The sequence below is a fragment of the Streptococcus sp. 27098_8_73 genome (assembly GCF_041432495.1).
Classification (GTDB): domain Bacteria; phylum Bacillota; class Bacilli; order Lactobacillales; family Streptococcaceae; genus Streptococcus.
Map to the genome: position 1 here is coordinate 66064 of NZ_JAPVZT010000008.1, position 25274 is coordinate 91337.

The 25274-nt window shown below is 43.2% G+C and carries 22 protein-coding genes and 2 pseudogenes; all 24 read left to right on the forward strand.

Annotated features, from left to right (window positions below):
• Nucleotides 1–221 precede the first annotated feature (221 nt).
• Nucleotides 222–906: pseudogene (locus O3651_RS06840) on the forward strand (AI-2E family transporter); the annotation flags it as partial.
• The gene (locus O3651_RS06845; protein ID WP_371609995.1) at nt 893–2188 is read left to right on the forward strand and encodes a hypothetical protein; all 1296 of its coding nucleotides are present in this window, start codon (nt 893–895) and stop codon (nt 2186–2188) included. The pseudogene O3651_RS06840 and the gene O3651_RS06845, both read left to right, overlap by 14 nt.
• A 15-nt stretch (nt 2189–2203) precedes the next feature.
• Nucleotides 2204–2419, forward strand: a pseudogene (locus tag O3651_RS06850) (nucleoside deaminase); the annotation flags it as partial.
• A gap of 332 nt (nt 2420–2751) precedes the next feature.
• Nucleotides 2752–3543: a Cof-type HAD-IIB family hydrolase gene (locus O3651_RS06855; RefSeq protein WP_015605189.1), complete on the forward strand. Its 792-nt coding sequence runs from the start codon at nt 2752–2754 to the stop codon at nt 3541–3543.
• A complete protein-coding gene (locus O3651_RS06860; RefSeq protein WP_015605188.1) occupies nt 3543–4361 on the forward strand; it encodes a Cof-type HAD-IIB family hydrolase in 819 nt (272 codons plus the stop codon). Before O3651_RS06855 ends, O3651_RS06860 begins: the two co-directional genes overlap by 1 nt.
• A 3-nt stretch (nt 4362–4364) precedes the next feature.
• Entirely contained in the window at nt 4365–5873 is a 1509-nt protein-coding gene (gene ftsY, locus O3651_RS06865; protein ID WP_015605187.1) for a signal recognition particle-docking protein FtsY, read from the forward strand.
• A gap of 144 nt (nt 5874–6017) precedes the next feature.
• Entirely contained in the window at nt 6018–6647 is a 630-nt protein-coding gene (upp, locus tag O3651_RS06870; protein WP_015605186.1) for a uracil phosphoribosyltransferase, read from the forward strand.
• Nucleotides 6648–6818: 171 nt separating this feature from the next.
• Entirely contained in the window at nt 6819–7409 is a 591-nt protein-coding gene (locus O3651_RS06875) for an ATP-dependent Clp protease proteolytic subunit (RefSeq protein ID WP_015605185.1), read from the forward strand.
• Between the two features lie 87 nt (nt 7410–7496).
• Complete coding sequence (locus O3651_RS06880) at nt 7497–7766, forward strand: DUF2129 domain-containing protein (protein ID WP_015605184.1); 270 nt, start codon at nt 7497–7499, stop codon at nt 7764–7766.
• Between the two features lie 99 nt (nt 7767–7865).
• Complete coding sequence (locus O3651_RS06885; protein WP_045501074.1) at nt 7866–9026, forward strand: ABC transporter substrate-binding protein; 1161 nt, start codon at nt 7866–7868, stop codon at nt 9024–9026.
• Nucleotides 9027–9165: 139 nt separating this feature from the next.
• Entirely contained in the window at nt 9166–10047 is an 882-nt protein-coding gene (locus tag O3651_RS06890) for a branched-chain amino acid ABC transporter permease (RefSeq protein WP_005589506.1), read from the forward strand.
• A 3-nt stretch (nt 10048–10050) separates the two neighbouring features.
• On the forward strand, nt 10051–11004 hold the full coding sequence (locus O3651_RS06895; RefSeq protein ID WP_048765757.1) for a branched-chain amino acid ABC transporter permease: 954 nt from the start codon (nt 10051–10053) through the stop codon (nt 11002–11004).
• Nucleotides 11004–11768, forward strand: a complete 765-nt coding sequence (locus O3651_RS06900) for an ABC transporter ATP-binding protein (protein ID WP_005589509.1) — start codon at nt 11004–11006, stop codon at nt 11766–11768. Before O3651_RS06895 ends, O3651_RS06900 begins: the two co-directional genes overlap by 1 nt.
• On the forward strand, nt 11768–12478 hold the full coding sequence (locus O3651_RS06905) for an ABC transporter ATP-binding protein (RefSeq protein ID WP_005589511.1): 711 nt from the start codon (nt 11768–11770) through the stop codon (nt 12476–12478). Before O3651_RS06900 ends, O3651_RS06905 begins: the two co-directional genes overlap by 1 nt.
• Nucleotides 12479–13062: 584 nt before the next feature.
• Complete coding sequence (locus O3651_RS06910) at nt 13063–13905, forward strand: NAD(P)H-hydrate dehydratase (RefSeq protein WP_125383650.1); 843 nt, start codon at nt 13063–13065, stop codon at nt 13903–13905.
• A 221-nt stretch (nt 13906–14126) separates the two neighbouring features.
• Nucleotides 14127–14351, forward strand: a complete 225-nt coding sequence (locus O3651_RS06915) for a helix-turn-helix domain-containing protein (RefSeq protein WP_005589514.1) — start codon at nt 14127–14129, stop codon at nt 14349–14351.
• Nucleotides 14352–14452: 101 nt separating this feature from the next.
• Nucleotides 14453–15793, forward strand: a complete 1341-nt coding sequence (gene xseA / locus O3651_RS06920; RefSeq protein WP_371609996.1) for an exodeoxyribonuclease VII large subunit — start codon at nt 14453–14455, stop codon at nt 15791–15793.
• Nucleotides 15771–15983: an exodeoxyribonuclease VII small subunit gene (locus tag O3651_RS06925; RefSeq protein WP_288930362.1), complete on the forward strand. Its 213-nt coding sequence runs from the start codon at nt 15771–15773 to the stop codon at nt 15981–15983. Before xseA ends, O3651_RS06925 begins: the two co-directional genes overlap by 23 nt.
• Nucleotides 15980–16855 carry a polyprenyl synthetase family protein gene (locus tag O3651_RS06930; RefSeq protein ID WP_371609997.1) on the forward strand — a complete coding sequence of 292 codons (876 nt, stop codon included), beginning with the start codon at nt 15980–15982 and terminating at the stop codon, nt 16853–16855. The genes O3651_RS06925 and O3651_RS06930 overlap by 4 nt, the downstream gene beginning before the upstream one ends.
• Complete coding sequence (locus tag O3651_RS06935) at nt 16848–17672, forward strand: TlyA family RNA methyltransferase (RefSeq protein WP_148887966.1); 825 nt, start codon at nt 16848–16850, stop codon at nt 17670–17672. Before O3651_RS06930 ends, O3651_RS06935 begins: the two co-directional genes overlap by 8 nt.
• Nucleotides 17656–18087, forward strand: coding sequence for an arginine repressor (locus O3651_RS06940; protein WP_045501088.1), 432 nt, complete (start codon nt 17656–17658; stop codon nt 18085–18087). Before O3651_RS06935 ends, O3651_RS06940 begins: the two co-directional genes overlap by 17 nt.
• Before the next feature lie 8 nt (nt 18088–18095).
• Nucleotides 18096–19754: a DNA repair protein RecN gene (gene recN / locus O3651_RS06945; protein ID WP_371609998.1), complete on the forward strand. Its 1659-nt coding sequence runs from the start codon at nt 18096–18098 to the stop codon at nt 19752–19754.
• A gap of 51 nt (nt 19755–19805) precedes the next feature.
• Nucleotides 19806–20537, forward strand: coding sequence for a metallophosphoesterase (locus O3651_RS06950; protein WP_371609999.1), 732 nt, complete (start codon nt 19806–19808; stop codon nt 20535–20537).
• Nucleotides 20538–20786: 249 nt separating this feature from the next.
• Nucleotides 20787–25274: SHIRT domain-containing protein (locus O3651_RS06955; RefSeq protein ID WP_371610000.1), on the forward strand; the 4488-nt coding region annotated here is incomplete at its 3' end.

Here is a 25274-nt window from a genome sequence, read left to right on the forward strand (position 1 = left end):
TGGAGACACCCTTGATTTGTTAAACGTTAAATTGCATGTTTCGAAAGTCAATCATCTTGAGGCAGTATAACTGCATAATAACATTTCTTTCGTCAATAGAAAGTAGGAGTTATAGTAAATTGTGAGAATTCTTGGTATAATGAGGATAATAAATAAAAAATAATTTGAAGGCACAGGTATGTTGATGGAAATAAACTAGGTTATAGATAATACAAAAGCGTATATCGTCTGTCATTACATTCCTTGGCGGATTTACAACGAATATTATAGGCTCTTCTCAAATGTGTTCTCTGTGATTATGGGGATTTTCTTCATGATTAATATTCTCGTAAGTAAGGAAATACTCGCACGTTTAACGCTTCGCATTCTCAATGTGGTGTTGCTAAAAGACAAAATTGAGCACATTCTTATGTCGGGGAAGTCATCGTGGATACGTATGACCGTTTCTTGATGAGTCAAATCATCGAGGCGGGAATTGTTGGGGTTATGATTTTTGCCGCATACTCTCTTGTAGGGTTGCCATATGCAGGACTTGTTGGGGTGCTGGCCGGAGTATTCTCGTTCATTCCGAATATCGGGCCGTTTATGGCGTGCGGAATCGTAATGCTCTTCATCTTTACAGAAAGCCCAATTCAAGCACTCATTTCGGTTGTCGTCTTTATGGTCGTTCAAACAGTGGAAGGCAATGTCGTCTATCCTAGGGTTGTCGGCAGTTCCGTAGGGTTGCCAACGGCTCTAACCCTTGCTACTACGTTAATCGGTGGAAATCTCTTTGGTTTAGTAGGAATGATTTTCTTCACACCAATCTTTGCCGTGATTTACCGTCTCGTGAAAGAATGGATGGAGAAACATGAACAAGCTGCTCCAGTGGTAGCTGTAGGAGGTATTATTGATGAAGAAAATTAGCGACTTAGGGATTACGGGGAAAAAGCTCCTCTTTGAAGGGATTGCGTTCCTTGTTGCTGGGATATTGCTCCTTATATTCGGACCAAGCTTCCCAGAATTGATGTTACGTCTGTTTTTAACATTCTTATGGGCCCGTGAACTATGGAATTTCTTATTCCGTTGGTTTAGTAAAGCGGCATCTAAAGACCCGTTATGGCTGAATATAGGGAAATTTTCCCTTTACGGATTTTTAGCAGGAAATCAATTCTTCCTGTCATTGCCGATTGCGATTGTAAGCATCTTGATGGGACTCAATGAAGTGATGAAGGCGGGAATTAGTGGTGTGACATACTATATTTATGCCAAAGATGATATTCGCCCGCGATTTCGCTTGCTCTTTGATACCATTTGGCTTTCAGTTGTCGGGGTAGCCACTTTAATTTCTCTTGGGGGCGACGGCAATTTGCAAATGTTCTTCCTTTCGCTCTATTTTATCGGGTATGGGATTAGCAATATTCGGGACGGCTGGTTCTTCGAGGCCGAAGTTGGAAAGAAAGTCCTTCGCAGACGCTTGCGTCGTGGGATGCCGCTTGTATTTGCTGCACTGATTCCTCGAGTAACCTTACAAAAAATTAATGATGCGTTGGAACTTGGAGAAGGCGAAACGGCTTCAGAAATTTACGACCGTGCCAAAGAAAATGCAGAACCAAACTTAGAGATGTTTATTCATGTCACAAAAGACGGGTTTGGAGCCATCGGGCATGTCGACCTGTGTTATAAGGGCCGCATTATTTCATTCGGAAACTACGATACGAATTCGGAGCGCCTCTTTGGAACGATGGGGGACGGGGTACTTTTCAGTGCCGACCGTGAAAAATACATCGAATTTTGTAAACGCGAAAATCATAAGACCCTACTGGGATATGGTCTTGCCTTGTCTCCAGAACAACTCGCGGCCATCGATAAGGAAATCGCCAAATTGATGTCGCTGACAGTGCCTTGGGATCCACCGAAAATGGTGAAACCTAAGCATCCTGGAATCGACAAAGAAGAACCAATGTATGCCTACAAGCTCAAACAAGAAGCAGATGCACTCTTGTATAAATTTACCTCTTCAAAATTCAAGACGTATTTTGTGATGAGTACCAACTGTGTATTGCTAGCCGATACGATTGTCGGGACAGCAGGCACCGATATTTTAAGCGCCCGAGGATTTATTTCACCAGGAACGTACCAAGATTACTTAGATAAGGAGTTTGAGAGACCGCATAGTCTAGTCGTGACGAAGCGCGTCTATCAGTAAGAACATGGACTTCATGAAAAAGAATTCTTTATGAGGGAAGCGTTGAAGGAAGCGCAGAAAGCCTATGACCAAGCGGAAGTGCCAATCGGGGCTGTCGTGGTCTTGAATGGTGAAATTATTGGGCGTGGTCATAACTTACGTGAAAAGGAACAAGACGCCACGCTGCACGCCGAAATCAAAGCCATTCGCCAGGCAAACCAACACCTTGGAAGCTGGCGACTCGAAGACTGCTAAGTCAGTTTGTAGACCACGCTTCGCCAGAACGTATTTGCCAAATAGCAAAACATAAATTGAATTTAGGATAACTAAATATATAAAAAGTTTATGTGATGTTATTTTATAAAATAAAAAAGTAAATAGATATAGTATAAACAATATCAAAAACGGTCAGGTCATAGAAATATGATCTGACTGTTTTTCATCTGTGGAATGAAGTGTTAGTTTTATGATATAATATAAAGGATTAACAGAGATGAGAAATGATGGGGGTTGCCTAAATCCTTAAAAGATGCATACCCTAAATGCCCTTTGCACACCCCTAATTCAAAAAAGGAGATAATTGTATGATAAGACTCATTGCCACAGATATGGACGGGACTTTTTTAGATGACAAGGGTCAGTTTGATATGGAGCGGCTCAAGCACCTGCTAGCTCAGTTTAGAGAAAAGGGCATCTACTTTGCTGTTGCCAGTGGTCGAGGGATTCTCTCTCTTGAGAAGCTCTTTCATGAAGTTCGGGATGATATTATCTTTATCGCAGAAAATGGTAGCCTAGTAGAGTTTCAAGGAAAAGATCTATACGAAGCAACCATGCCAAGAGAATTTTATCTAAAGGTATTTGACAAGCTTAAGGAGTCGCCTTTTGTCAATATCAATGAGTTGCTTCTGACAGGGAAAAAAGGCTGTTATGTGCTAGAGACAGTAGATCCGACTTATCTCTCTTTCAGCGCTAATTATAATGAAAATATCCAAAAAGTTGCTGATTTTAGTGAGATTACAGACGAGATTTTTAAATTCACGACCAATTTCAGCGAAGAAACAGTGGCCGACGGCGAAGCCTGGGTCAATGAAAATGTCGCAGGTGTCAAGGCGATGACAACAGGCTATAAGTCGATTGATATCGTGCTGGACTATGTGGATAAAGGCGTGGCTCTTGTCGAGCTAGCTAAGAAGCTAGGCCTAGAAATGGACCAGGTCATGGCTTTTGGCGATAACCTCAATGACCTGCATATGATGCAGGTGGTGGGGCACCCGATTGCACCAGAAAATGCACGGCCGGAAATTTTGGCAGTTGCGAAAGAAGTGATTGGCCACCATGCGGCCCAATCTGTTATGACCTACATGGAGGGCTTATAATGGCTGATATTAAATTGATCGCTTTGGACTTGGACGGGACGCTTTTGACTACGGATAAAAAGATTTCTCAAGGGAATCTGGCAGCGCTCAAAGCGGCTCAGCAGCAAGGTGTCAAAGTTGTATTGACCACAGGGCGTCCGCTTAAGGCTATGGAATTTTTCCTGCATGAGCTGGGCACTGATGGTCAGGCAGATGAATACACCATTACCTTTAATGGTGGTCTAGTTCAGCGCAATACAGGCGAAATTTTGGATAAAACAGTTTTTGCCTACGATGATGTAGCTAGAATTTATGAAGAGACTGAGAAATTGGGTCTGCCTCTGGATGCGATTGATGGGGGCTTGGTTTATCAGATTCAATCAGACCAAGTATCGCTCTATGCGGAGTTTAATCCAGCTCTGAACTTTGAATCCATTGCTTTTGAAGACCTTTCTAGCCAAATTACCTACAATAAGTGCGTCACAGCCTTTGCTCAGGAACCGCTGGATGCAGCCATTCCTCATATTGCGCCCGAACTGTTTGACCAGTATGAGATTTTCAAATCACGGGAAATGCTGCTGGAATGGTCACCGAAAAATGTCCACAAGGCGACTGGTTTGGAGAAACTGATTGCCCACTTGGGAATTGATAAAAGCCAAGTTATGGCCTGCGGTGACGAAGCCAATGATCTGTCAATGATTGCTTGGGCTGGGCTAGGAGTTGCCATGCAAAATGCTGTGCCAGAAGTCAAGGAAGTCGCAGAAGTTGTCACTCCGATGACCAATGATGAAGATGCAGTTGCTTGGGCCATTCGGAAATATGTATTGAAGGAGAACTAAAGAATGGGATTATTTGACCGTCTTTTTGGACGTAAAAAAGAGGAACTTGAAGAAAAGCCCCAGTTAGAGGAGCAGGCAGAGGAGAGTTATCAGACTACAGAGACTGAAGTCCCATTTGAGGCAGAATCCCAGCCTCTTGCTGCTTCCAATGAAGAAACAGCGGAAACTCAGGAAGTAGAGTTTGTGTTAGAAGAGAAGATAGAGTCTACAGATTCAGCAATTTCTGAGCAGGAATTTGCCCCAACTACTCAACAAGCTGACTTATCTGAACCAGTGCTTGAAGACGAGGAAAGTCCTGAACAAGTTTTGGCTGAGGCAGAAGAGCAGTCTGAAACTTCAGCAAATCAAGCGTTGGAAAGTAGTAGCGAATCAGAAGCGGCGACTGAAAGCAGAGATTATTACCAAGAATTACAGGAACGTTTGGCTGCAGCGAGAGAGCAAATTAACTACGAATCAGAGCAAGAAGTATCTAGTGAGCAGGAAGCAAGCACTTCTTCAAAAGTAGACTCGACCGAGTATGGAGAAGAGGCAGAGGAAGAACTGACTCCCGCAGAAACATCTGAGAGTTCTACTGAATACCAAGAAGAGAGTGTTCAAGACAAGTATGACCGCAGTCTAAAAAAGACGCGGACTGGCTTTGGTGCTCGTCTCAATGCCTTCTTTGCTAATTTCCGCTCAGTTGACGAAGATTTCTTTGAAGACTTGGAAGAATTGCTGATTACCAGTGATGTCGGTGTGCAGGTAGCTTCCAATCTAACTGAGGACTTGCGCTATGAAGCACGCCTGGAAAATGCTAAGAAACCAGAAGCCTTGCGCCAACTAATCATTGAAAAATTGGTCGATATCTATGAGAAAGATGGCCGCTTTAATGAAAAAATCAATTTCCAAAACGGTTTGACTGTCATGCTCTTTGTCGGAGTAAATGGCGTAGGCAAGACGACCTCAATCGGTAAATTGGCCTATAAATACAAGCAAGAAGGTAAAAAAGTGATGCTGGTGGCAGCAGATACCTTCCGAGCTGGAGCAGTTGCCCAGCTGGCTGAGTGGGGTCGCCGAGTCGATGTGCCTGTTGTGACTGGTCCAGAAAAGAGCGATCCAGCCAGTGTCGTGTTTGACGGTTTAGAAAGGGCCAAGGCTGAAAATGTCGATATTCTCATGATTGATACAGCAGGTCGCTTGCAAAATAAGGACAATCTCATGGCAGAGCTGGAAAAAATCGGTCGCATTATCAAGCGGGTGGATCCAGCAGCGCCGCACGAAACCTTCCTAGCTTTGGATGCTTCCACTGGTCAAAATGCGCTGGTTCAGGCCAAAGAATTTTCAAAAATTACGCCTGTGACAGGTATTGTCCTGACTAAGATTGACGGAACTGCGCGCGGTGGTGTTGTGCTTGCCATTCGTCAGGAACTGGATATTCCAGTGAAGCTGATTGGTTTTGGCGAGAAAATTGACGATATCGGCGAGTTTAACTCTGAGAACTTTATGAGAGGTCTCCTAGAAGGTTTGGTGTAATAGTCTATCAATAAAGCCTAAATTGAAATCAAACTCTTCTATCAAAAAGTAATCAAAATAGATGAAAAGGTTTGCTTGTTGCAAGCCTTTTTTCTTCTTTTTTGATATAATAAGAAGAATAAAATGAAAGAAGGAAATCCAATCATGGGAAAACTTGAAGTTATTGCTCATCCACTAATTCAGCATAAATTGTCTATCTTGCGTCGTACAGATACCTCTACTAAAGCTTTTCGTGAATTGGTAGATGAAATCGCAATGCTGATGGGATACGAAGTTTTGCGCGATTTACCACTTGAAGATGTAGAAATTGAAACACCAATTACGAAAACAGTTCAAAAGCAGATTGCAGGGAAAAAATTGGCGATTGTCCCAATCTTGCGGGCTGGTATCGGTATGGTAGATGGTCTCCTGAGCTTGGTTCCTGCTGCTAAAGTCGGCCACATTGGAATGTACCGTGACGAAGAAACCTTGAAGCCAGTTGAATATTTGGTAAAATTGCCAGAAGACATTGACCAACGTCAAATCTTTGTTGTCGATCCAATGTTGGCTACGGGTGGATCTGCTATTTTGGCTGTAGATTCTCTGAAGAAACGTGGCGCAAGCAACATCACCTTTGTCTGCTTAGTGTCTGCTCCAGAAGGTGTTAAAGCCTTGCAGGATGCTCATCCTGATGTAGATATTTTCACTGCTGCCCTTGATGATCATCTTAATGAGCACGGCTACATCGTTCCAGGTCTCGGAGATGCTGGTGACCGCCTCTTTGGTACAAAATAATAGCTAGAAGTTACAAAAAGGAAAGTTCTGCCAAACCGGTGGATTTGTGCTTTCTAAACCAAAGATAATCTCAGCGCTGCTTTCTGTCATCCGACAGAGAAAGCAAATATTTGACCTTTTTTGACCAAAAAGATATAATAATGAATAGATCGAATGAAGGAGAAAATATTCATGATTCCTGTAGTTATTGAACAAACCAGCCGTGGTGAGCGTTCTTATGACATTTACTCACGCCTTTTAAAAGACCGTATTATCATGCTGACAGGTCCTGTTGAGGACAATATGGCTAATTCTGTTATTGCGCAATTGCTTTTCCTAGATGCACAAGACAGCACCAAGGACATCTATCTTTATGTTAATACTCCGGGTGGCTCTGTGTCAGCGGGATTGGCGATTGTAGATACTATGAACTTCATTAAGTCTGATGTGCAGACGATTGTCATGGGAATGGCAGCTAGCATGGGAACTATCATTGCTTCTAGCGGTGCTAAGGGCAAACGATTCATGCTTCCAAACGCAGAGTATATGATCCACCAGCCAATGGGTGGTACTGGTGGCGGTACTCAGCAAACAGATATGGCCATTGCAGCAGAGCATTTGCTCAAGACTCGTAAGACCTTGGAGCAAATTCTTGCTGATAATTCTGGTAAATCGGTTGAGCAAATTCACGCAGATGCCGAACGTGATTACTGGATGAGTGCTCAAGAAACCTTGGAATATGGTTTCATCGATGAAATCATGGCTAATAATAATCTTAGCTAGTTTTCATTTATAACTAGGAAAAAATGCCCCATTTGTGGGCTTTTTTTGATATAATCAATAGAGTACAAATGACCAGAGAGGATTGTCATGTTTAAAAAAGAGGAACGAATGGGTTTCATCATTCATCTATACTATAATCGCGATGCAAAGAAGCTGGCTCATGTTGGAGATATTATTTATCATTCTAAGAAACACCGTTATTTGCAGCTTTATGTGGCAAAAGATCAGGCGGATTCTCTGAAGGAGAGCCTGTCAAAAGAGTCCTATATCAAAAAAATCCAGACTTGCGAGATCCAAAATCTGGATACGAATTTTGTTGGAAGTTTATTTAGAAACCAAGAAAACGCTATTATTTAAAAAAATGGCTTCTTTGGGTTGACAATTGTCAGATAATTCGGTATATTCTTACTATATCATTTGCAAACATAGCAAAAAACAAAATAGAGGAGATTATTCATGAAGAAAAAATTTGCACTTTCGCTTGTAGCTTTTGCTAGTGCTGCGCTTCTAGCAGCCTGTGGGGAAGTTTCTACAAACAACTCATCTGCTACTGGAACAGAAATCGGTAAAACACTTAAATTCGGTTTCAACTTTGAAGAAACTGGCGCTGTAGCGGCTTACGGTACTGCAGAACAACACGGTGCTCAACTTGCTGTTGATGAAATCAACGCAGCTGGTGGTGTAGATGGCAAGAAAATCGAAGTAACTGATAAAGACAATAAATCAGAAACTGCAGAAGCTGCAACTATTTCTACAAGCTTGGTAACTCAAGACAAAGTTAACACAATCATTGGTCCTGCAACTTCAGGTGCCGTCGCTGCCGCAATTGCAAATGCTGGTAAAGCAGGAGTTCCTTTGGTAACACCAAGTGCAACACAAGATGATTTGACAAATAAACAAGATTATTTGTACCGTGCAACCTTTACTGATGGTTACCAAGGTAAAATCATTTCTAAATATGTAACTGATACTTTGAAAGCTAAAAAAGTCGTTCTTTACTATGATAATTCAAGCGATTATGCAAAAGGAATGGCAGAAGCTTTCAAGAAAGAATACAAGGGTGAAATCGTTGCGACAGAAACTTTCGCTTCTGGTGACTCAGACTTCCAAGCAGCTTTGACAAAAATCAAAGGTAAAGACTTTGATGCACTGATTGTGCCAGGTTATTACACAGAAGCTGGTAAGTTGGTTAACCAAGCGCGTGGTTTGGGAATTAACCAAACAATCGTTGGACCTGATGGATTTAGCGATGCCAAATTCGTTGAGCAAGCAACTCCAGCAGCAGCAACTAATGTTTATTATGTATCTGGTTTCTCAACTTCAGGTGACATGACAGATAAAGCGAAGAAATTCGTTGCAGCTTACAAAGCTAAATATAACGAAGAACCTTCAATGTTTGCAGCCCTTTCATATGACGCAGTTTATATGGCAGCAGAAGCATCTAAGGGTGCAAAAACATCTGTAGATATTAAAGATAACCTTGCTAAGTTAAAAGACTTTGAAGGAGTTACTGGATCTATTACCATCGATAAAGATCACAATCCTGTGAAGACAGCCTTGATGATTGGTTTGAAAGATGGTAAAGTAGAAACTGTTGAAACAGTTAAACCTGAATAAAGGGTCTGAGGCTGGGGACAAACCCAGTCTTTGACTTGTTTCTTACTTGCTTATGATGTTTGAGTAGAGACGACAAGACAAGGCTTCGTCTGAGATTGTTGTTTCTGCTCTTATTTTATATTAGAAAGAGTGGTGTGGAATGCTCGAACAATTTCTTCAGCAATTGGCTAATGGATTGATTTTGGGGAGTGTTTATGCGCTTCTGGCCTTGGGTTATACCATGGTTTATGGAATTATCAAACTGATTAATTTCGCGCATGGAGACATTTATATGATTGGTGCTTTTATGGGATATTACCTGATTAACACCCTTCACCTAAACTTCTTTGTAGCCCTTATTTTATCTATGGTTGGAACAGCGATCCTTGGTGTAGTGATTGAGTTCTTAGCCTATCGTCCTTTGCGCAATTCAACACGGATTGCAGCCTTGATCACAGCAATTGGGGTTTCTTTCCTCTTGGAGTACGGGATGGTCTTCTTTGTAGGTGCCAATACTCGCTCCTTCCCTCAAGTGATTAAAACAGTGCGTTATACGCTTGGGCCAATTTCGATTTCCAATATTCAACTGATGATTTTGGGAATTTCTATTTTACTCATGGTTGGTTTGCAGTTTATTGTGCAAAAGACGAAAATGGGTAAAGCCATGCGGGCTGTTTCCGTGGATAGCGATGCTGCCCAGCTGATGGGGATTAATGTCAATCGTACGATCAGCTTTACTTTTGCCTTGGGTTCAGCCTTGGCAGGAGCAGCAGGGGTTCTGATTGCCCTTTACTACAACTCGCTTGAGCCACTGATGGGAATGACACCAGGTATCAAGTCCTTCGTTGCGGCAGTTTTGGGAGGAATTGGTATCATCCCAGGGGCAGCTTTGGGTGGTTTTGTAATCGGTCTCTTGGAAACTTTTGCAACAGCAGTTGGATTGTCAGATTTCCGTGATGCAATTGTGTATGCGATCTTAATTATCATTCTATTGGTTCGTCCAGCTGGTATTCTAGGTAAAAACGTGAAAGAGAAGGTGTAATGTATGAAAAATAATTTAAAAGTAAATGCGTTATGGCTTGCTCTGATCCTCTTTGGCTATCTATTGATGACAGTGCTTGCTAGCACAGGTATTCTCAATCCTTTCTATCTGCAAATCTTTGAGCAGATTGGGATTAATATTATCTTGGCTGTTGGCCTCAATCTTATCGTTGGTTTTTCTGGACAATTCTCGCTTGGGCATGCTGGCTTTATGGCCATTGGTGCCTATGCAGTAGCTATCATGGGCTCTAAATCTCCAAACTATGGCACTTTCTTTATTGCTATGTTAGTTGGCGCTGTGCTTGCAGGTGCAGTAGCTCTGCTTGTTGGTATTCCGACCCTGCGCTTAAAGGGAGACTATTTGGCAATTGCGACGCTGGGTGTTTCTGAAATTATACGGATTCTGATTGTCAATGGAAGCGATCTGACTAATGGTGCGGCAGGTATCCTATCCATTCCTAACTTTACCTCTTGGCAATTGGTTTATGTCTTTGTCGTAATTACAACTATTTTGACTCTTAACTTCCTCCGCAGTCCTATCGGACGTAGCACCTTGTCTGTTCGCGAGGACGAGATTGCGGCAGAGTCTGTCGGTGTCAATACAACAAAAATTAAAGTCATTGCTTTCGTTTTTGGGGCTATTACAGCTTCTATTGCAGGTTCTTTGCAGGCTGGATTTGTTGGCTCTGTTGTACCAAAAGACTATTCCTTTATTAATACAATCAATGTCTTGATTATCGTCGTTTTTGGCGGTCTTGGATCAATGACTGGAGCAATCGTTGCGGCAGTGGTATTGGGTATCCTCAATATGCTTTTACAAGATATCTCAAGCGTTCGGATGATTGTTTATTCACTTGCCCTAATCTTGGTGATGATTTTCCGTCCAGGCGGCTTGCTTGGTACTTGGGAATTTAGCTTGGCTAAGCTCTTTAAAAAGAATAAGGAGGTCAAAGAATAATGGCACTTCTTGATGTGAAAAAATTAACCAAAAATTTTGGAGGACTAACAGCTGTTAGTGACGTGACTCTGGAATTGAACGAAGGGGAACTGGTCGGTCTTATCGGGCCTAACGGTGCTGGAAAGACAACTCTTTTCAACCTTTTGACGGGTGTTTATGAACCGAGTGAGGGAACAGTTACTTTGGATGGTCATTTGCTGAATGGTAAAACACCTTACAAGATTGCAACACTGGGTCTCAGCCGGACTTTCCAAAATATCCGTCTTTTTAAAGATTTAACTGTTTTGGATAATGTACTGATTGCTTTCGGTAATCATCATAAACCTCATGTGTTGGCTTCTTTCTTCCGTCTTCCAGCATTTTATAAAAATGAAGAGGAATTGAAAGCAAAAGCTCTGGAATTGCTGGCTATCTTTGACTTGGATAAGGAAGCAGAAACTTTAGCTAAAAATTTGGCTTATGGTCAACAGCGTCGTCTGGAGATTGTCCGAGCGCTTGCCACAGAGCCAAAGATTCTCTTCTTGGATGAGCCAGCTGCTGGGATGAATCCACAGGAAACAGCTGAGCTGACTGCTCTGATCCGTCGGATTAAAAATGAATTTAATATTACCATCATGCTGATTGAGCATGATATGAGTCTGGTTATGGAAGTAACTGAGCGTATCTACGTACTAGAGTACGGTCGCTTGATTGCCCACGGCACACCAGATGAGATTAAGAATGACAAGCGCGTTATTGAAGCTTATCTAGGAGGTGAAGCCTAATGTCCATGCTCAAAGTTGAAAATCTATCTGTCCACTATGGCATGATTCAGGCTGTCCGTGATGTCAGCTTTGAAGTCAACGAAGGAGAGGTTGTTTCCCTTATCGGTGCCAATGGTGCTGGTAAAACGACCATCCTCCGCACGATCTCTGGCTTGGTTCGCCCAAGTGCTGGAAAGATTGAATTTTTAGGTAATGAAATTCAAAAAGTGCCTGCTCAAAAGATTGTGGCTGCGGGGCTTTCACAGGTTCCAGAAGGGCGCCATATTTTCCCAGGTTTGACTGTCTTGGAGAACCTTGAAATGGGAGCTTTTCTTAAGAAAAATCGTGAAGAAAATCAAGCCAATCTCAAAAAGGTCTTCTCTCGTTTCCCACGCCTGGAAGAGCGTAAAAACCAAGATGCTGCAACCCTTTCAGGTGGTGAGCAGCAGATGTTGGCTATGGGTCGAGCGCTCATGTCTACTCCTAAGCTCTTGCTCTTGGACGAGCCATCAATGGGGCTGGCTCCAATCTTCATTCAAGAAATCTTTGATATCATTCAAGATATCCAAAAGCAGGGGACAACTGTGCTTTTGATTGAGCAAAATGCCAATAAAGCATTGTCTATCGCAGACCGTGGTTATGTTCTTGAAACAGGAAAAATCGTTCTATCTGGAACAGGTCAAGAGCTTCTCGCTTCTGACGAAGTCCGAAAAGCATATCTAGGTGGTTAAAAAGGTCCAGTGGACCTTTTTTGTTTTCAAGATAAATTTGTTTATTTGGATGAGCCGATAGTCGTTTTTGATTACAACTAAAAAGTTACATTAGCAGCTGCATGTTTTTAAAAATCCGCTGGGCCCTTTTTAGATGAGGCTAGAGTTTCGTGGTATAGTTTTCTTTGATGAAAGTCTCCATTTTTTTAGGTACTGTGGTAGTAAGCAATGTAATAGTCCCACAGAAATCTTGCTCTGAATTTATTTCTTCATTTTAAGTATCAAGCGAAAATATGGTAAAATATGGGAGAAGAAAAATTGCTCGGGTCGAAATAAAGATTGGAAATTTCGGAAAAAATTGTCAAAGTATAGGAAATACTTATTGGCGGTAACTGGCGAGATGGAGAGTCATTTTAGCTTTTGATTTTGAAGTGAAAAAAGATAATGCTTTTTGTTGGGCTCAACACTGTTCTCTTACGCAACTAGAATTCAATAAAGATATGCTTATCAGAGATAGAAAATGGTAGTCGAGTTTCTTTAGCTAAAATGCTCGAGCGGCTAATATTGGTTTTTGAAAACATTTAAATAATTATAGAGGATCAAAGATGAAACTAGTCAGTGACAGGCTTTTGAAAAAGGTTATTATAAATCGATCGCCAGACAGCCATAAAGGCGACTATGGTCGCCTGCTCTTGATTGGCGGGACCTATCCCTATGGCGGAGCTATTATCATGGCTGCCTTGGCCGCAGTAAGGAGCGGAGCTGGTTTGGTGACTGTTGCAACTGAACGGGAAAATATTCCTGCCCTCCATGCCCATCTGCCAGAGGCTATGGCCTTTGATTTGCAGGAGCGAGAGCGATTAATGGAGCAGATCCGCAAGGCTACTGTTATTTTAATCGGACCGGGTTTGGCTGAAAATTCTTTAGAGAAATCAGTGCTACAGCTGGTTTTACAGCTTGTAAATAAGCAACAAATCTTGATCATGGATGGGGGCGCTATCTCACTTTTTGCCAAGCAAGCTCTGCCTTTTCCAAAGTCCCAGACAATTTTTACCCCTCACCAGAAAGAATGGGAAAGCTTGTCTGGCTTGCCCATCGAGTCGCAGGACGAAAAATCTAGCCAAAAGGCTGTTGACCAATTTCCTAAGGGAACTCTAGTTGTACAGAAAAGGAATGGAACGCGAGTTTTTCAGAGTGGAGAAAAGGATATTTATCAGTTGCAGGTTGGTGGTCCCTATCAAGCAACTGGTGGTATGGGAGATACCTTGGCAGGTATGATTGCTGGCTTTGCAGGTCAATTTCAGCAGGCTTCACTTCTTGAAAGAGTAACAGCTGCGACCTACTTGCATTCAGCCATAGCGGATGAATTAGCCAAAGAGGTTTATGTGGTATTACCGACAGAACTGAGTCAACGAATTCCAACTTGGATGAAAAATTTTAGTCAATAAATCTTGGGAGGCTTGGAAAAATCCGAGCCTCTTTTTGTGGATTAGGAAATCTTGTCTTAGTTAGGAAAAGTATAAGATTCATCAACTTTCTCACATGATTACTTTTTTAATTTATAGAAAAAAGTTAATACGATAGAAAACTTTTTTGTGCTATAATAAAAATAAAGTATGAGAGTTAAAAGTATAAAAACTAGTAGAAAAGGATAAGTGCGGAAAGTGCCATGTCAGAGCTAAAAGTAGCAATTGGGAAAAAAATTCGAGAACTGCGGGAACAACGTAAAATGACAAGGGAATTGCTGTGTGAGGATGAGACTCGTTTGACAGTCAGACAGCTGGCTCGTATTGAGGCAGGCGATTCGATTCCTAGTTTACTAACCTTAGAGTTCATTGCGCAACAGTTGCGCATAGAAATGTATCAAATTATCAAGGAAAGTACAAAATCTTAGTGATTTTTATCCTGAAAATTGGGAACTTAGAAGCACCGCCTTCTTCCATTTTTTGGTATAATAAAGGTTACGCAAATACTAGAAAATAGAAAGGGAGCGACATGCCAGATTATTTATCGGTTTCGACTTTGACCCGTTATTTGAAGATGAAGTTTGACCGAGATCCTTATTTGGAACGGGTTTATCTGACAGGTCAGGTCTCTAATTTTCGTAAGCGCCCCAATCACCAGTATTTTTCCCTCAAGGATGAGAAGGCAGTCATTCAGGCGACTATTTGGTCAGGTGTTTATAAAAAGCTTGGTTTTGAACTTGAAGAGGGCATGAAGGTCAATGTCATTGGCCGTGTCCAGCTCTATGAGCCAAGTGGGTCATATTCGATTGTCATTGAAAAGGCTGAACCAGACGGCATTGGCGCCTTGGCTGTTCAGTTTGAGCAGCTCAAGAAAAAACTGGGAGAAGAAGGTCTTTTTCAAGATAAATTTAAACAAGCCTTGCCTCAATTTCCTAAGAAAATTGGGGTGGTGACCAGTCCTAGTGGAGCTGTCATCCGAGATATTATCACGACAGTCAGCCGCCGTTTTCCCGGTGTGGACATTCTACTTTATCCAACCAAGGTTCAGGGCGAAGGAGCTACCGCCGAGGTAGCGGCTAATATCCGTCGAGCCAATGAGCGAGAAGATTTGGATGTCTTGATTATAGGTCGAGGTGGCGGATCCATCGAGGATCTTTGGGCTTTTAATGAAGAAATCGTCGTACGAGCTATATTTGAGTCCCAGATTCCGATTATTTCCAGTGTGGGCCATGAAACGGACACGACTCTGGCTGACTTTGTGGCAGATCGACGAGCAGCAACCCCCACAGCAGCCGCTGAATTGGCGACACCAGTCACCAAGCTGGATCTTCTGGGGCATTTGAATCAGCAGCAAAATCGTCTGTCTAATGCAGCTTCCAATCGTCTGGCTTACCAGCGGGAACGCTTGCATAAATTGGCTTCATCTGTTATTTTTCGTCAGCCAGAACGGCTTTATGATGGCTATCTGCAAAAGTTAGATCAGCTCAATCTACGGTTAAAGCAAAAAATTCGCGAATATTATAGTGAAGAAGTCCAGCAGGTCAAGATTCTCCAGCATCGCTTGGAATCTTTGTCACCCCTGCGTCAGGTGCAGCGCTATCAGGAGCAGGTGAACCAGCAAGAGCGCTTGTTGCGTAGCAATATGGCGGTTATCTATGACCATAAGGTGGCTGAAGCCAAGCGGCTGTCTGATGCGCTACTCATGCTGGATACCAGTCGCATTGTGGCGCGGGGCTATGCTATTATTCAAAAAAATGAAACAGTAATCGAGTCCAGTCAGGATATCAAGGAGAAGGACCAGTTGACGATTCTTATGCGGGATGGTCAGGTCCAAGTTGAGGTAAAAGATGTCAAAAGACAAGAAATTTGAAGAAAATTTAGCTGATTTGGAATCCATTGTCCAGAAGCTGGAAAATGGAGATGTTGCCTTGGAAGAAGCAATCGCTGAATTCCAGAAGGGCATGCAGTTGTCTAAAGATTTGCAAAAGACGCTAGATCAGGCAGAAAAGACCTTGGTCAAGGTCATGCAGGCGGATGGCACAGAAACGGATATGGAATGACAAGAGAGTTTAAAATCAGGCAAATTGGCCTGACGATTCAAGATTTTTATCAGAGCAAGAAAGTGTCAGCGGATTTGACTGAGACCATTCTCTATTCTGTCGAGGCTGGTGGTAAGCGGATTCGTCCTCTCTTGCTTTTGGAGTTGCTGGAGGGTTTTTGTCTGGAATTAACTCCTGCCCACTTTCAAGTGGCAGCAGCTCTGGAGATGATTCACACTGGCAGCCTGATCCATGATGATTTGCCAGCTATGGATAATGATGACTACCGCCGAGGCCGTCTGACCAGCCACAAGAAATTTGGGGAGGATATGGCCATTTTGGCTGGAGATTCTCTCTTTTTGGATCCTTATGGGTTGGTGGCAATGGCAGAGCTCCCTAGTCAGGTCAAGGTGGAGCTGATAGCAGAGCTGTCTCTGGCGGCTGGCTCCTTTGGTATGGTGGCTGGGCAGGTTTTGGATATGCAGGGAGAAGGCCGCAAGTTGACCATGGATCAGCTCCAGACCATCCATGCCAATAAGACAGGTAAGCTCTTGGCCTATCCTTTTGTAGCGGCTGGGATCATTGCTCAGACTGGTCAATCAGTTCTAGGGAAGCTTCGTCAGGCGGGAGAGCTCTTGGGTTTGGCTTTTCAGGTGCGGGATGATATTTTAGATGTGACGGCTAGTTTTGAGCAGATCGGTAAGACACCGCAGAAGGATCTGGCGGCTGAGAAATCAACTTATCCAGCCTTGCTAGGCTTAGATGGAGCCAGTGACTTTTTCGATGAAACGCTGGAACAAGCGAAAAGTCTACTGGGGCAACTAGAAAAAGAAAGTGATTTTTCAGCTAAAGAAATTCAAAAAATAATAGAAAGTTTGAGACTGGATGGCTAAGGAAAGAGTGGATGTACTGGCTTATCGACAAGGACTCTTTGAGACTCGAGAACAGGCCAAGCGTGGAGTAATGGCTGGTCTGGTCGTGTCACTTGCGAATGGAGAGCGCTTTGATAAGCCGGGTGAAAAAATCGATGATGCGACAGAGCTCAAGCTCAAGGGAGAAAAACTCAAGTATGTCAGTCGTGGCGGCCTAAAATTAGAAAAGGCTTTGCAAGTGTTTGGCCTTTCGGTGGCAGACCGAGTGGCCTTGGATATCGGAGCTTCAACTGGAGGATTTACCGATGTCATGCTGCAGAATGGAGCTAAGCTGGTCTATGCTGTTGATGTTGGGACTAACCAGTTAGCATGGAAACTTCGCCAAGACGAACGGGTTGTCAGCATGGAGCAGTTCAATTTTCGCTATGCCGAGCCAGCTGATTTTGACTTTCGGCCCAGCTTTGCCAGCATTGATGTCAGCTTTATCTCGCTCAGCCTGATTTTGCCGGCCCTCTATCAGATTTTAGAGGAGGGAGGTCAGGTCGTGGCCTTGATCAAGCCTCAGTTCGAGGCTGGCCGCGAGCAGATTGGCAAGAAGGGGATTATCAAGGACAAGAAAGTTCATTTGGCGGTGCTGGAAACTGTGACAGCCTTTATGCTGGAAGCAGGTTTTTCAGTCAAAGGTTTGGATTTTTCTCCGATTCAAGGCGGGCATGGAAATGTTGAATTTTTAGCCTTTCTGGAGAAAAGCGAGCAGCCGAAAAATGAGCTGGAGCAAGACTTAGTTGCTGTCGTAGAGGCAGCCCACAAGGAATTTAAAGATGAAGAAGAAGGATAGATTAGAGAAAATCAGACGATTTGTTAGTGAGTTTGAGATTGGCACCCAAGAGGAAATTGTAGAACATCTCAGGGAGTCTGGTATTACAGCGACACAGGCAACGGTTTCACGAGATATCAAGGAGCTAGGGATTGTAAAAATCCCTTTTAAAGATAATACCTATATCTATGATCTTCCCAAAACAGCTACCAATAGTCTGAAGCTGGCTGAAAATAATATTTTGGCCTGTCAAAATCTAGGAAATATGCTCAATCTCAATCTGGTGCCAGGGAGTGCGGCGGTAGTCAAGCGCCATCTGAGTAAAGAATTTGCTGAGGAAGTTTTCAGCATCATTGCGGATAATGACAGTATCCTAATCGTTGCAGTGAGTGAAAGTGCAGCCCAAAAAGTCACGGCTGAAATCAATAATTGGTAGGAAAGCCTATGTTATTAGAAATTTCAATTAAAAATTTTGCCATTATTGAGGAGATTTCCCTTAATTTTGAGCAAGGTATGACGGTTTTGACCGGGGAAACCGGAGCCGGCAAGTCTATTATTATTGACGCCATGAACATGATGCTAGGTAGTCGTGCGACGACGGATGTGATTCGCCATGGAGCGCCCAAAGCTGAGATAGAGGGACTTTTTTCGCTGGAAAATAGCCGAGCTTTGCGAGAGATTTTTGAGGAGCAGGGCTGGGAGCTGACCGATGAGCTGATTATCCGTCGGGAAATTCTGCAAAACGGCCGCAGTGTCAGCCGTATCAATGGCCAGATGGTTAATTTATCTGTTCTAAAGGCTGTCGGCCAGCACTTGGTGGATATCCATGGTCAGCATGATCAGGAAGAGCTGATGAGACCCCAGCTTCATATTGCCATGCTAGATGAGTTTGGCTCAGCAGACTTTTTGCATCTCAAAGGCCGCTATCAGGAAACCTTTGACCGCTATCGAAGCCTGCGTAAGCAAGTCCTGACTCTGCAGAAAAATCAGCAGGAGCATAAGGCCAGAATTGAGATGCTGGAGTTCCAGATGGCGGAGATCGAAAGTGCAGCCCTAAAAAGCGGTGAAGATACTGCCCTGCATCAGGAGCGAGATCGTTTGCTCAACCACAAGCTAATTGCCGATACGCTGACCAACGCCTATACTATGCTGGATAATGAAGACTTTTCCAGTTTGACCAATGTCCGCTCAGCTATGAATGACCTTGAGTCTATCGAGGATTACGATCCAGCCTACAAGGAACTGTCTGGTAGCTTGTCAGAGACTTATTATGTCTTGGAAGATGTCAGCAAGCGCCTAGAGGATATTTTGGATGGACTGGACTTTGACGGAGATCGGCTGCTGCAAGTGGAGAGTCGCTTAGACTTGATTAACAGCATCACCCGTAAATACGGCGGCCAAGTAGATGATGTGCTGGAATACTTTGCTCAGATTTCCAAAGAATACAGCCTTTTAACTGGCAGCAACTTGTCCTCAGAGGATATGGACCGAGAGCTGAAGACCTTGGAGAGAGAGCTGGTAGAGCTGGCCCAGGAGCTGAGTCAGGCTCGTCATGGTCTAGCAGCCCAGCTGGAAGCGGAAATCAAGCAGGAGTTGCAAGAACTTTACATGGAAAAGGCGCGCTTTAAAGTACAGTTCAGTAAGGGCAAGTTCAACCGTGAAGGAAATGAGCAAGTAGAGTTTTACATCTCAGCCAATCCGGGAGAGGATTTCAAACCTTTGGTGAAGGTTGCCTCTGGCGGCGAACTCTCCCGTCTCATGTTGGCTATCAAGTCAGCTTTTTCTCGTAAGGAAGGCAAGACCAGCATTGTTTTTGACGAAGTGGATACGGGCGTTTCTGGCCGTGTGGCTCAAGCCATCGCTCAGAAGATTTACAAGATTGGCTCCAACGGTCAAGTCTTGGCAATTTCCCATCTGCCGCAGGTCATTGCGATTGCCGATTATCAGTTCTTTATTGAGAAGATTTCGGATGAGAATTCGACCGTCTCGACGGTTCGCCTGCTGACGGCTGACGAGCGTGTTCAGGAAGTTGCTAAGATGCTGGCTGGTGAAGATGTGACGGAGGCTGCTTTGACGCAGGCTAGAGAATTATTAAAGAAATAAACAAGCGAGGCTGAGACACTAGTGTTTCGGTCTCCTTTAGGAGGGGCGCATATGACAGAATATTTTGCAATTGGTGATGTCCATGGTAAGGCTAGTATGCTAGATGAGCTGCTCCAGCACTGGGATGGTCGCAGCCAATTAGTTTTTCTAGGCGACTTGATCGATCGTGGCGAGGACAGCCGAGCAGTTTTGGAGCGGGTCAAGGATTTAGTTGATCAGAAAGGAGCTATCTGTCTTTCTGGTAATCATGAGTATATGTTTCTGACCTGGCTGGACAATCCTGAAAAGTCTTATGACCACTACCAACGCAATGGCGGAGATACGACGATTAATTCGCTTTTAGGCCGGCCTCTCAATGCTCCTGTAGATGGAGTGGCAGACGCGGAACGTGTCAAGACGGAGGCGGTAGATTTAGTAGATTTTATTCGCCAGATGCCTTTCCTATTGGAGACAGAGCAGTACATTTTTGTCCATGCCGGCCTAGATTTGGAGCTGAAAGACTGGCGAGAGACCAGTGATTATCAAAAGGTTTGGATTCGCGCGCCATTTCATGAAGGCAGCAATCAGACTGGCAAAACGATTGTCTTTGGCCATACACCGACATTTTATCTCTTGCATGAAGCGCCGGGAACTGATCAGCTTTGGATGACTGAGGATGGCAAGATTGGCATGGATGGCGGAGCTGTTTATGGCGGAGTCCTCCACGGAGTTCTCTTTGGCCATAATGGCATCATAGAGCAGTATGCCATCAAAAAAGATGGTTTTGCGGCGGAGGATGAATAGAATATTTGATTGCTAGCGTCTAGATAAAGAAATCAAGAAGATTGAAGAAGCGTAGCCTAGCTATCTTTTTCAATTTTTTTGTTTGGATGAGATAATTTTTGCTGAAAAAATAGGCCAATGCATATAGTTATATAGGTTAAATTTCCTATCCTATAAGTAATCATAAACCCTTAAATAATAATTCAAAATATATGCAATTCCTCTTCTTTATGCTATAATAGTTATCGAAAAAGCAAAAAGGAGGAAAAGATGTTTTTTCAGGATAGAAAGATAAAGTATTCAATCCGCAAATTATCAGTTGCTACTGTATCACTTGCGATTGGATTTTTGTTTGCACCCGCAGCGATTGGAGCGGGTCAAGTAGCCCATGCGGATGAGCTTGTGGCTACAGCTCAAGTAGAAAATAAGTCAGAAAATCAAGTCTCGGTGGGAACTTCTGAACCAGCGAAAACAGAAACTCAAGAGACTGTCTCAGTAACGCCTTCTGCACCCGTGCAAGTAGAAAGTAAAGAGGCTATCACAACAACAGTTCCTGCGCCAGCACAGACAGAAACGCAAGGGGATAACCAAGCCTCATTGAAATCTGCTACGCCTGCTGAGACAGAGGCAAGTCAAGCGACAGATTCGACTACTTTTAAAAATGCTCAGCCAGCTACAGGCACAAGCCAGCCAGCTGCAGCCACTGCTCAACCTGCTTCAGCAAATGCAAGTCTAAACAAGAGCGCTTTAGAGAACTACCTCAAAAACTTGCGCAGCAAGGACTTTTCAAGTAAGACAGACGATAGTCTAGAAATCTTGAATGGCGTAATGACGGCTGCTGATGGTGTGCTTCAAACTGCAACAAAGCAAGAAGAAATTGATAAGGTTTATCGCAATCTCGTGAACTTTGTCAATTCTGGTCTTCGTGATAAAAATCCGAAGTTCATCCCAGATCAGGATAAAACTCCTCGCTCAGTACTTTATGAGTTTGAAAGTGCTACACCAGGAAAAACAACTCCGCTTGCTCTGAACTACTTGAAGCCAGAAGATACAAAAATCTACAAAAAGGGCGATAAAGTAAAGGCCATCCAGCCAACTGAAACAACTTATGTAGAGTATGATGGAAGTGGTAGATGGACCTTTAAGGGCTATGACCATGATAGTCAGGTGATTGACAAAGATGATGTTTTCTTCACAGGTAAGTGGGAATTTACGCCGACACCATATAAGGCTACCTATAGAGCGGTTAATGGCTCACCTGGAAAAACTCCGCCATCTTATGTTGCAAATTGGAGTCCAAAAGATAGAAGAAGATTTGCTGAGGGTGAAGTAGTAAGACCAAAAGAATTTGAATATGTTTTTTATACTTCAGAAGAATTTCCTAATCGAAAAGGCTATTGGGCTTTGACTGGTTTTGATGCTCCAAGTAAAGTGGCAAACAATGGCGATGTGGAGTTTGTAGGAACTTGGAAATACTTTGAGGATGTCATTGTATCCTACAAACCTATGAACCAGCACGATTTTGAGAATTTTTATAAGTTACCAAGTAGTCCTAAGACCTCACGTGACGAATATAAATTACCTCTTCCTAAGGAGATAAAAGATCTAGAAAGTAAGCTATACGATTACAAGCTTTCTCTCAATCAGTTTGATAAACGAGATGAGCATTTACCTAAAGATATACTGGACACGGTAGCTGCTTTGCTCCGCTATGATGAAGCTCAAAATCTCTACAAACCCTTTTATGATGCGGAAAATGAAGGAAATTGGACCTTTGAGGAAGATGTAGTAGATTTAACCTTCAGTCGTGAACTAGAGCGGGCGGCTACATATGGGGAAATACCAAAAGTTACAATACCATTGGAGTTTGTATTTAAAGGGGTTCCTCGGAAACCGACTTACGAGTTTGTCAGCGATAGCTCAGATAAGCCTCTTCCAGCGGAAATTAATAATTTGAAGCCAACAAATATGCCTGAATGGGAGTATGCAAAGAGAAAGCAATACCCGAAAGGTGAGATGGTTCAGTCTGTTAGACCGACTCAAGAGTCCTACTATGATGCAGTTAACAAGGGTACCTGGACCTTTACAGGCTACGATTTTACTGAAAAACCAGTAAGCGAGTGGGATCACAAAGGATGGAACCTTAAGTTCACAGGTACTTGGACTTTTGTAGCAGACAAGTATTCAGAAAACTATGAGTTCATCAGTAAGGATCCTAGCCTATCTCTACCAGAGGAAGTTAAAGCCCTAACGCCAAGTAATACAAATACCTATAATGATGGCGATACTGTAAATGCAGTAGCTCCCCTTAAGACGACCTACATGGACTTTGCCAACAAGGGAACTTGGAAATTTGAAGGCTATGACGCTGATAGCAAAGTGGTCAATAAAGATAAGGTCCTCTTTACAGGTACTTGGTCCTTCACACCACACAGAGATAAGGTTGTTTCCTTTAATTTTGTCAGTGATACTCCAGGGAAGACTATTCCTGATGATTTGAAGGCACAAATCCCTGCTCCTATCACGACATCTCCAGATGAGTATTCTGATAATGTCAAGAATGTCCTTCGCGATTTTTACACATACACAGATGAAGAAAATGATGGTACATGGGTTTTTAAGCAACCTGAGGAAGTGGAAAAGCCAACTGACGATGAGGACTCTACTTACACTCTCCACTGGACCTTTGAACCGACTAAGCGTAGTGTTTATTATGACTTCTATACAGATTCAAAAGATGATTCTGGTCAAACGATCTATCCGCCATCAACTTTGTATAATCTAATCACTTACGAAAGAGAATTTGTCAAGGGTGAAAAAGCTCGCGTTAAAATGCCGTCTAAAACAAGATTTGAGGATCCTGATGGCAGAGGAACTTGGGTCTTTGATGACTACTATGAAGATGATAATACGACTATTTCTCCACGTGTGAAAACAGTCGGGGCAGGAGACGTTATCTTTAGAGGGAAATGGATTTTGGTTCCGACTGATCAGTCTGATACGATCTATAGGGTAGAGTATAAATTTACTAACTCGACTCCTGCTTATCCTCTTCCAAATAAGATTCGCGACATGCTTCCAGCTGGCACTGATTTTGTCGCTCGAGCTGATGATTACAAAGATGCAAGCAAACTGGACACAACTACAGTAACTGTTCCGACAGGTACTTGGACTTTCCATGGTTTTGATACAGATAAATACGGAAAAGCTATTACAGGTACAAAAGTGAAGACCATCACAGGATCTTGGAGCTTTACGCCAAATGGTATAGACTATGAGTTCCAATCAACTAATCCTGATTTCGTATTACCAGATCATATCACCAAGTTGACTCCGAAAAACCCAATTGATTATAAGATGGGCGGTCTGTTCCTTACAGAAGTAGATGCTGAGCAACCAAGTGAAACGACTTATGTTGACACAGCAAACAAGGTAACTTGGACATTTGCAGGATACGATAAAGAAAAAATCGTTGTAGCAAAAGGTAGACAGACTTTCCTTGGAAGCTGGGTACCTACTCCAAATCCAGAATATGTATTCAAATCTTCTGACGCACGTGTTCCATTGCCACAAAGTATTTTGGGAATGCTTCCAAATGATGAGGCTTCTTATAAGGTTGGTGACACCATTGTAGCCAAACAACCTGCTAAAGAATCAGTAGTTGAAGAAGAAAAAGACTATGTCTGGACCTTCAAAGGTTACGATCAGAAGAATGCGACGTATAATGGCAAGCGCGTGACATTCACAGGTATCTGGGAAGTAACGCCTAGACCGCATCATGTAAGCTATACTTTTGAAAGCGAAACGGCTGGTGTTGATTTGCCTGAATTTATCCAGAAGAAAGCACCAAAAGACAGCTCAAGCTATTACAACACGCAAAAAGTTGTACCAGAAGAGCCGACAACAAAGACTTACAAAGATGATGTGAATGATGGTACCTGGACTTTCGCTGGTTATGATGCCAAAAGTAAGATTGTGAAAAAAGCTGATTTGACTTTCACAGGTAAGTGGGCCTTTGAAGCCAACAAGTATCAAGCTACTTACCGCTTCGAGAGCGCCACATCAGGTCAAGCGCTTCCAGCAGCGATCGCAGCATTGACTCCAAGTGACAGTGCAAGATATGTGAATGGTGCCTCTGTTTCAGCTCAACAACCAGCGGAAACCACTTACACAGATACTGTCAATGACGGTACCTGGACCTTCAAGGGTTACGACGCAGACAATGCAGTCGTGAACAAGGCCGATGTTGAGTTTGTAGGAAAATGGGCCTTTGAAGCCAACAAGTACCAAGCAAGTTACCGCTTCGAGAGCGCCACATCAGGTCAAGCTCTTCCAGCGGAAATCACAGGTTGGACTCCAAGCGACAGTGCAAGATATGTGAATGGTGCCTCTGTTTCCGCTCAGCAACCATCTCAAACTACATACACAGACCCAGTGAACGATGGCACTTGGACCTTCAAAGGCTACGACACAGCTAGCGCCGTTGTCAACAAGGCCGATGTAGAGTTTGTAGGGAAATGGGCCTTTGAAGCTAAGAAGTACCAAGCTACTTATCGCTTTGAGAGCGAGACAGCAGATAAAGCTCTTCCAGCAGCCATCGCAGCATTGACTCCAAGCGACAGTGCAACATATGTGAATGGTGCCTCTGTTTCGGCTCAACAACCAGCGCAAGCGACCTACACAGATACTGTCAATGACGGTACATGGACCTTCAAAGGCTACGACGCAGCTAGTGCCGTTGTCAACAAGTCAAATGTT

Excerpts from the sequence above, each read along its gene's own strand:
- O3651_RS06845 (WP_371609995.1), top strand. The coding sequence starts at position 893 with ATGAAGAAAATTAGCGACTTAGGGATTACGGGGAAAAAGCTCCTCTTT.
- O3651_RS06855 (WP_015605189.1), top strand. The coding sequence starts at position 2,752 with ATGATAAGACTCATTGCCACAGATATGGACGGGACTTTTTTAGATGAC.
- O3651_RS06860 (WP_015605188.1), top strand. The coding sequence starts at position 3,543 with ATGGCTGATATTAAATTGATCGCTTTGGACTTGGACGGGACGCTTTTG.
- ftsY (WP_015605187.1), top strand. The coding sequence starts at position 4,365 with ATGGGATTATTTGACCGTCTTTTTGGACGTAAAAAAGAGGAACTTGAA.
- upp (WP_015605186.1), top strand. The coding sequence starts at position 6,018 with ATGGGAAAACTTGAAGTTATTGCTCATCCACTAATTCAGCATAAATTG.
- O3651_RS06875 (WP_015605185.1), top strand. The coding sequence starts at position 6,819 with ATGATTCCTGTAGTTATTGAACAAACCAGCCGTGGTGAGCGTTCTTAT.
- O3651_RS06880 (WP_015605184.1), top strand. The coding sequence starts at position 7,497 with ATGTTTAAAAAAGAGGAACGAATGGGTTTCATCATTCATCTATACTAT.
- O3651_RS06885 (WP_045501074.1), top strand. The coding sequence starts at position 7,866 with ATGAAGAAAAAATTTGCACTTTCGCTTGTAGCTTTTGCTAGTGCTGCG.
- O3651_RS06890 (WP_005589506.1), top strand. The coding sequence starts at position 9,166 with ATGCTCGAACAATTTCTTCAGCAATTGGCTAATGGATTGATTTTGGGG.
- O3651_RS06895 (WP_048765757.1), top strand. The coding sequence starts at position 10,051 with ATGAAAAATAATTTAAAAGTAAATGCGTTATGGCTTGCTCTGATCCTC.
- O3651_RS06900 (WP_005589509.1), top strand. The coding sequence starts at position 11,004 with ATGGCACTTCTTGATGTGAAAAAATTAACCAAAAATTTTGGAGGACTA.
- O3651_RS06905 (WP_005589511.1), top strand. The coding sequence starts at position 11,768 with ATGTCCATGCTCAAAGTTGAAAATCTATCTGTCCACTATGGCATGATT.
- O3651_RS06910 (WP_125383650.1), top strand. The coding sequence starts at position 13,063 with ATGAAACTAGTCAGTGACAGGCTTTTGAAAAAGGTTATTATAAATCGA.
- O3651_RS06915 (WP_005589514.1), top strand. The coding sequence starts at position 14,127 with ATGTCAGAGCTAAAAGTAGCAATTGGGAAAAAAATTCGAGAACTGCGG.
- xseA (WP_371609996.1), top strand. The coding sequence starts at position 14,453 with ATGCCAGATTATTTATCGGTTTCGACTTTGACCCGTTATTTGAAGATG.
- O3651_RS06925 (WP_288930362.1), top strand. The coding sequence starts at position 15,771 with ATGTCAAAAGACAAGAAATTTGAAGAAAATTTAGCTGATTTGGAATCC.
- O3651_RS06930 (WP_371609997.1), top strand. The coding sequence starts at position 15,980 with ATGACAAGAGAGTTTAAAATCAGGCAAATTGGCCTGACGATTCAAGAT.
- O3651_RS06935 (WP_148887966.1), top strand. The coding sequence starts at position 16,848 with ATGGCTAAGGAAAGAGTGGATGTACTGGCTTATCGACAAGGACTCTTT.
- O3651_RS06940 (WP_045501088.1), top strand. The coding sequence starts at position 17,656 with ATGAAGAAGAAGGATAGATTAGAGAAAATCAGACGATTTGTTAGTGAG.
- recN (WP_371609998.1), top strand. The coding sequence starts at position 18,096 with ATGTTATTAGAAATTTCAATTAAAAATTTTGCCATTATTGAGGAGATT.
- O3651_RS06950 (WP_371609999.1), top strand. The coding sequence starts at position 19,806 with ATGACAGAATATTTTGCAATTGGTGATGTCCATGGTAAGGCTAGTATG.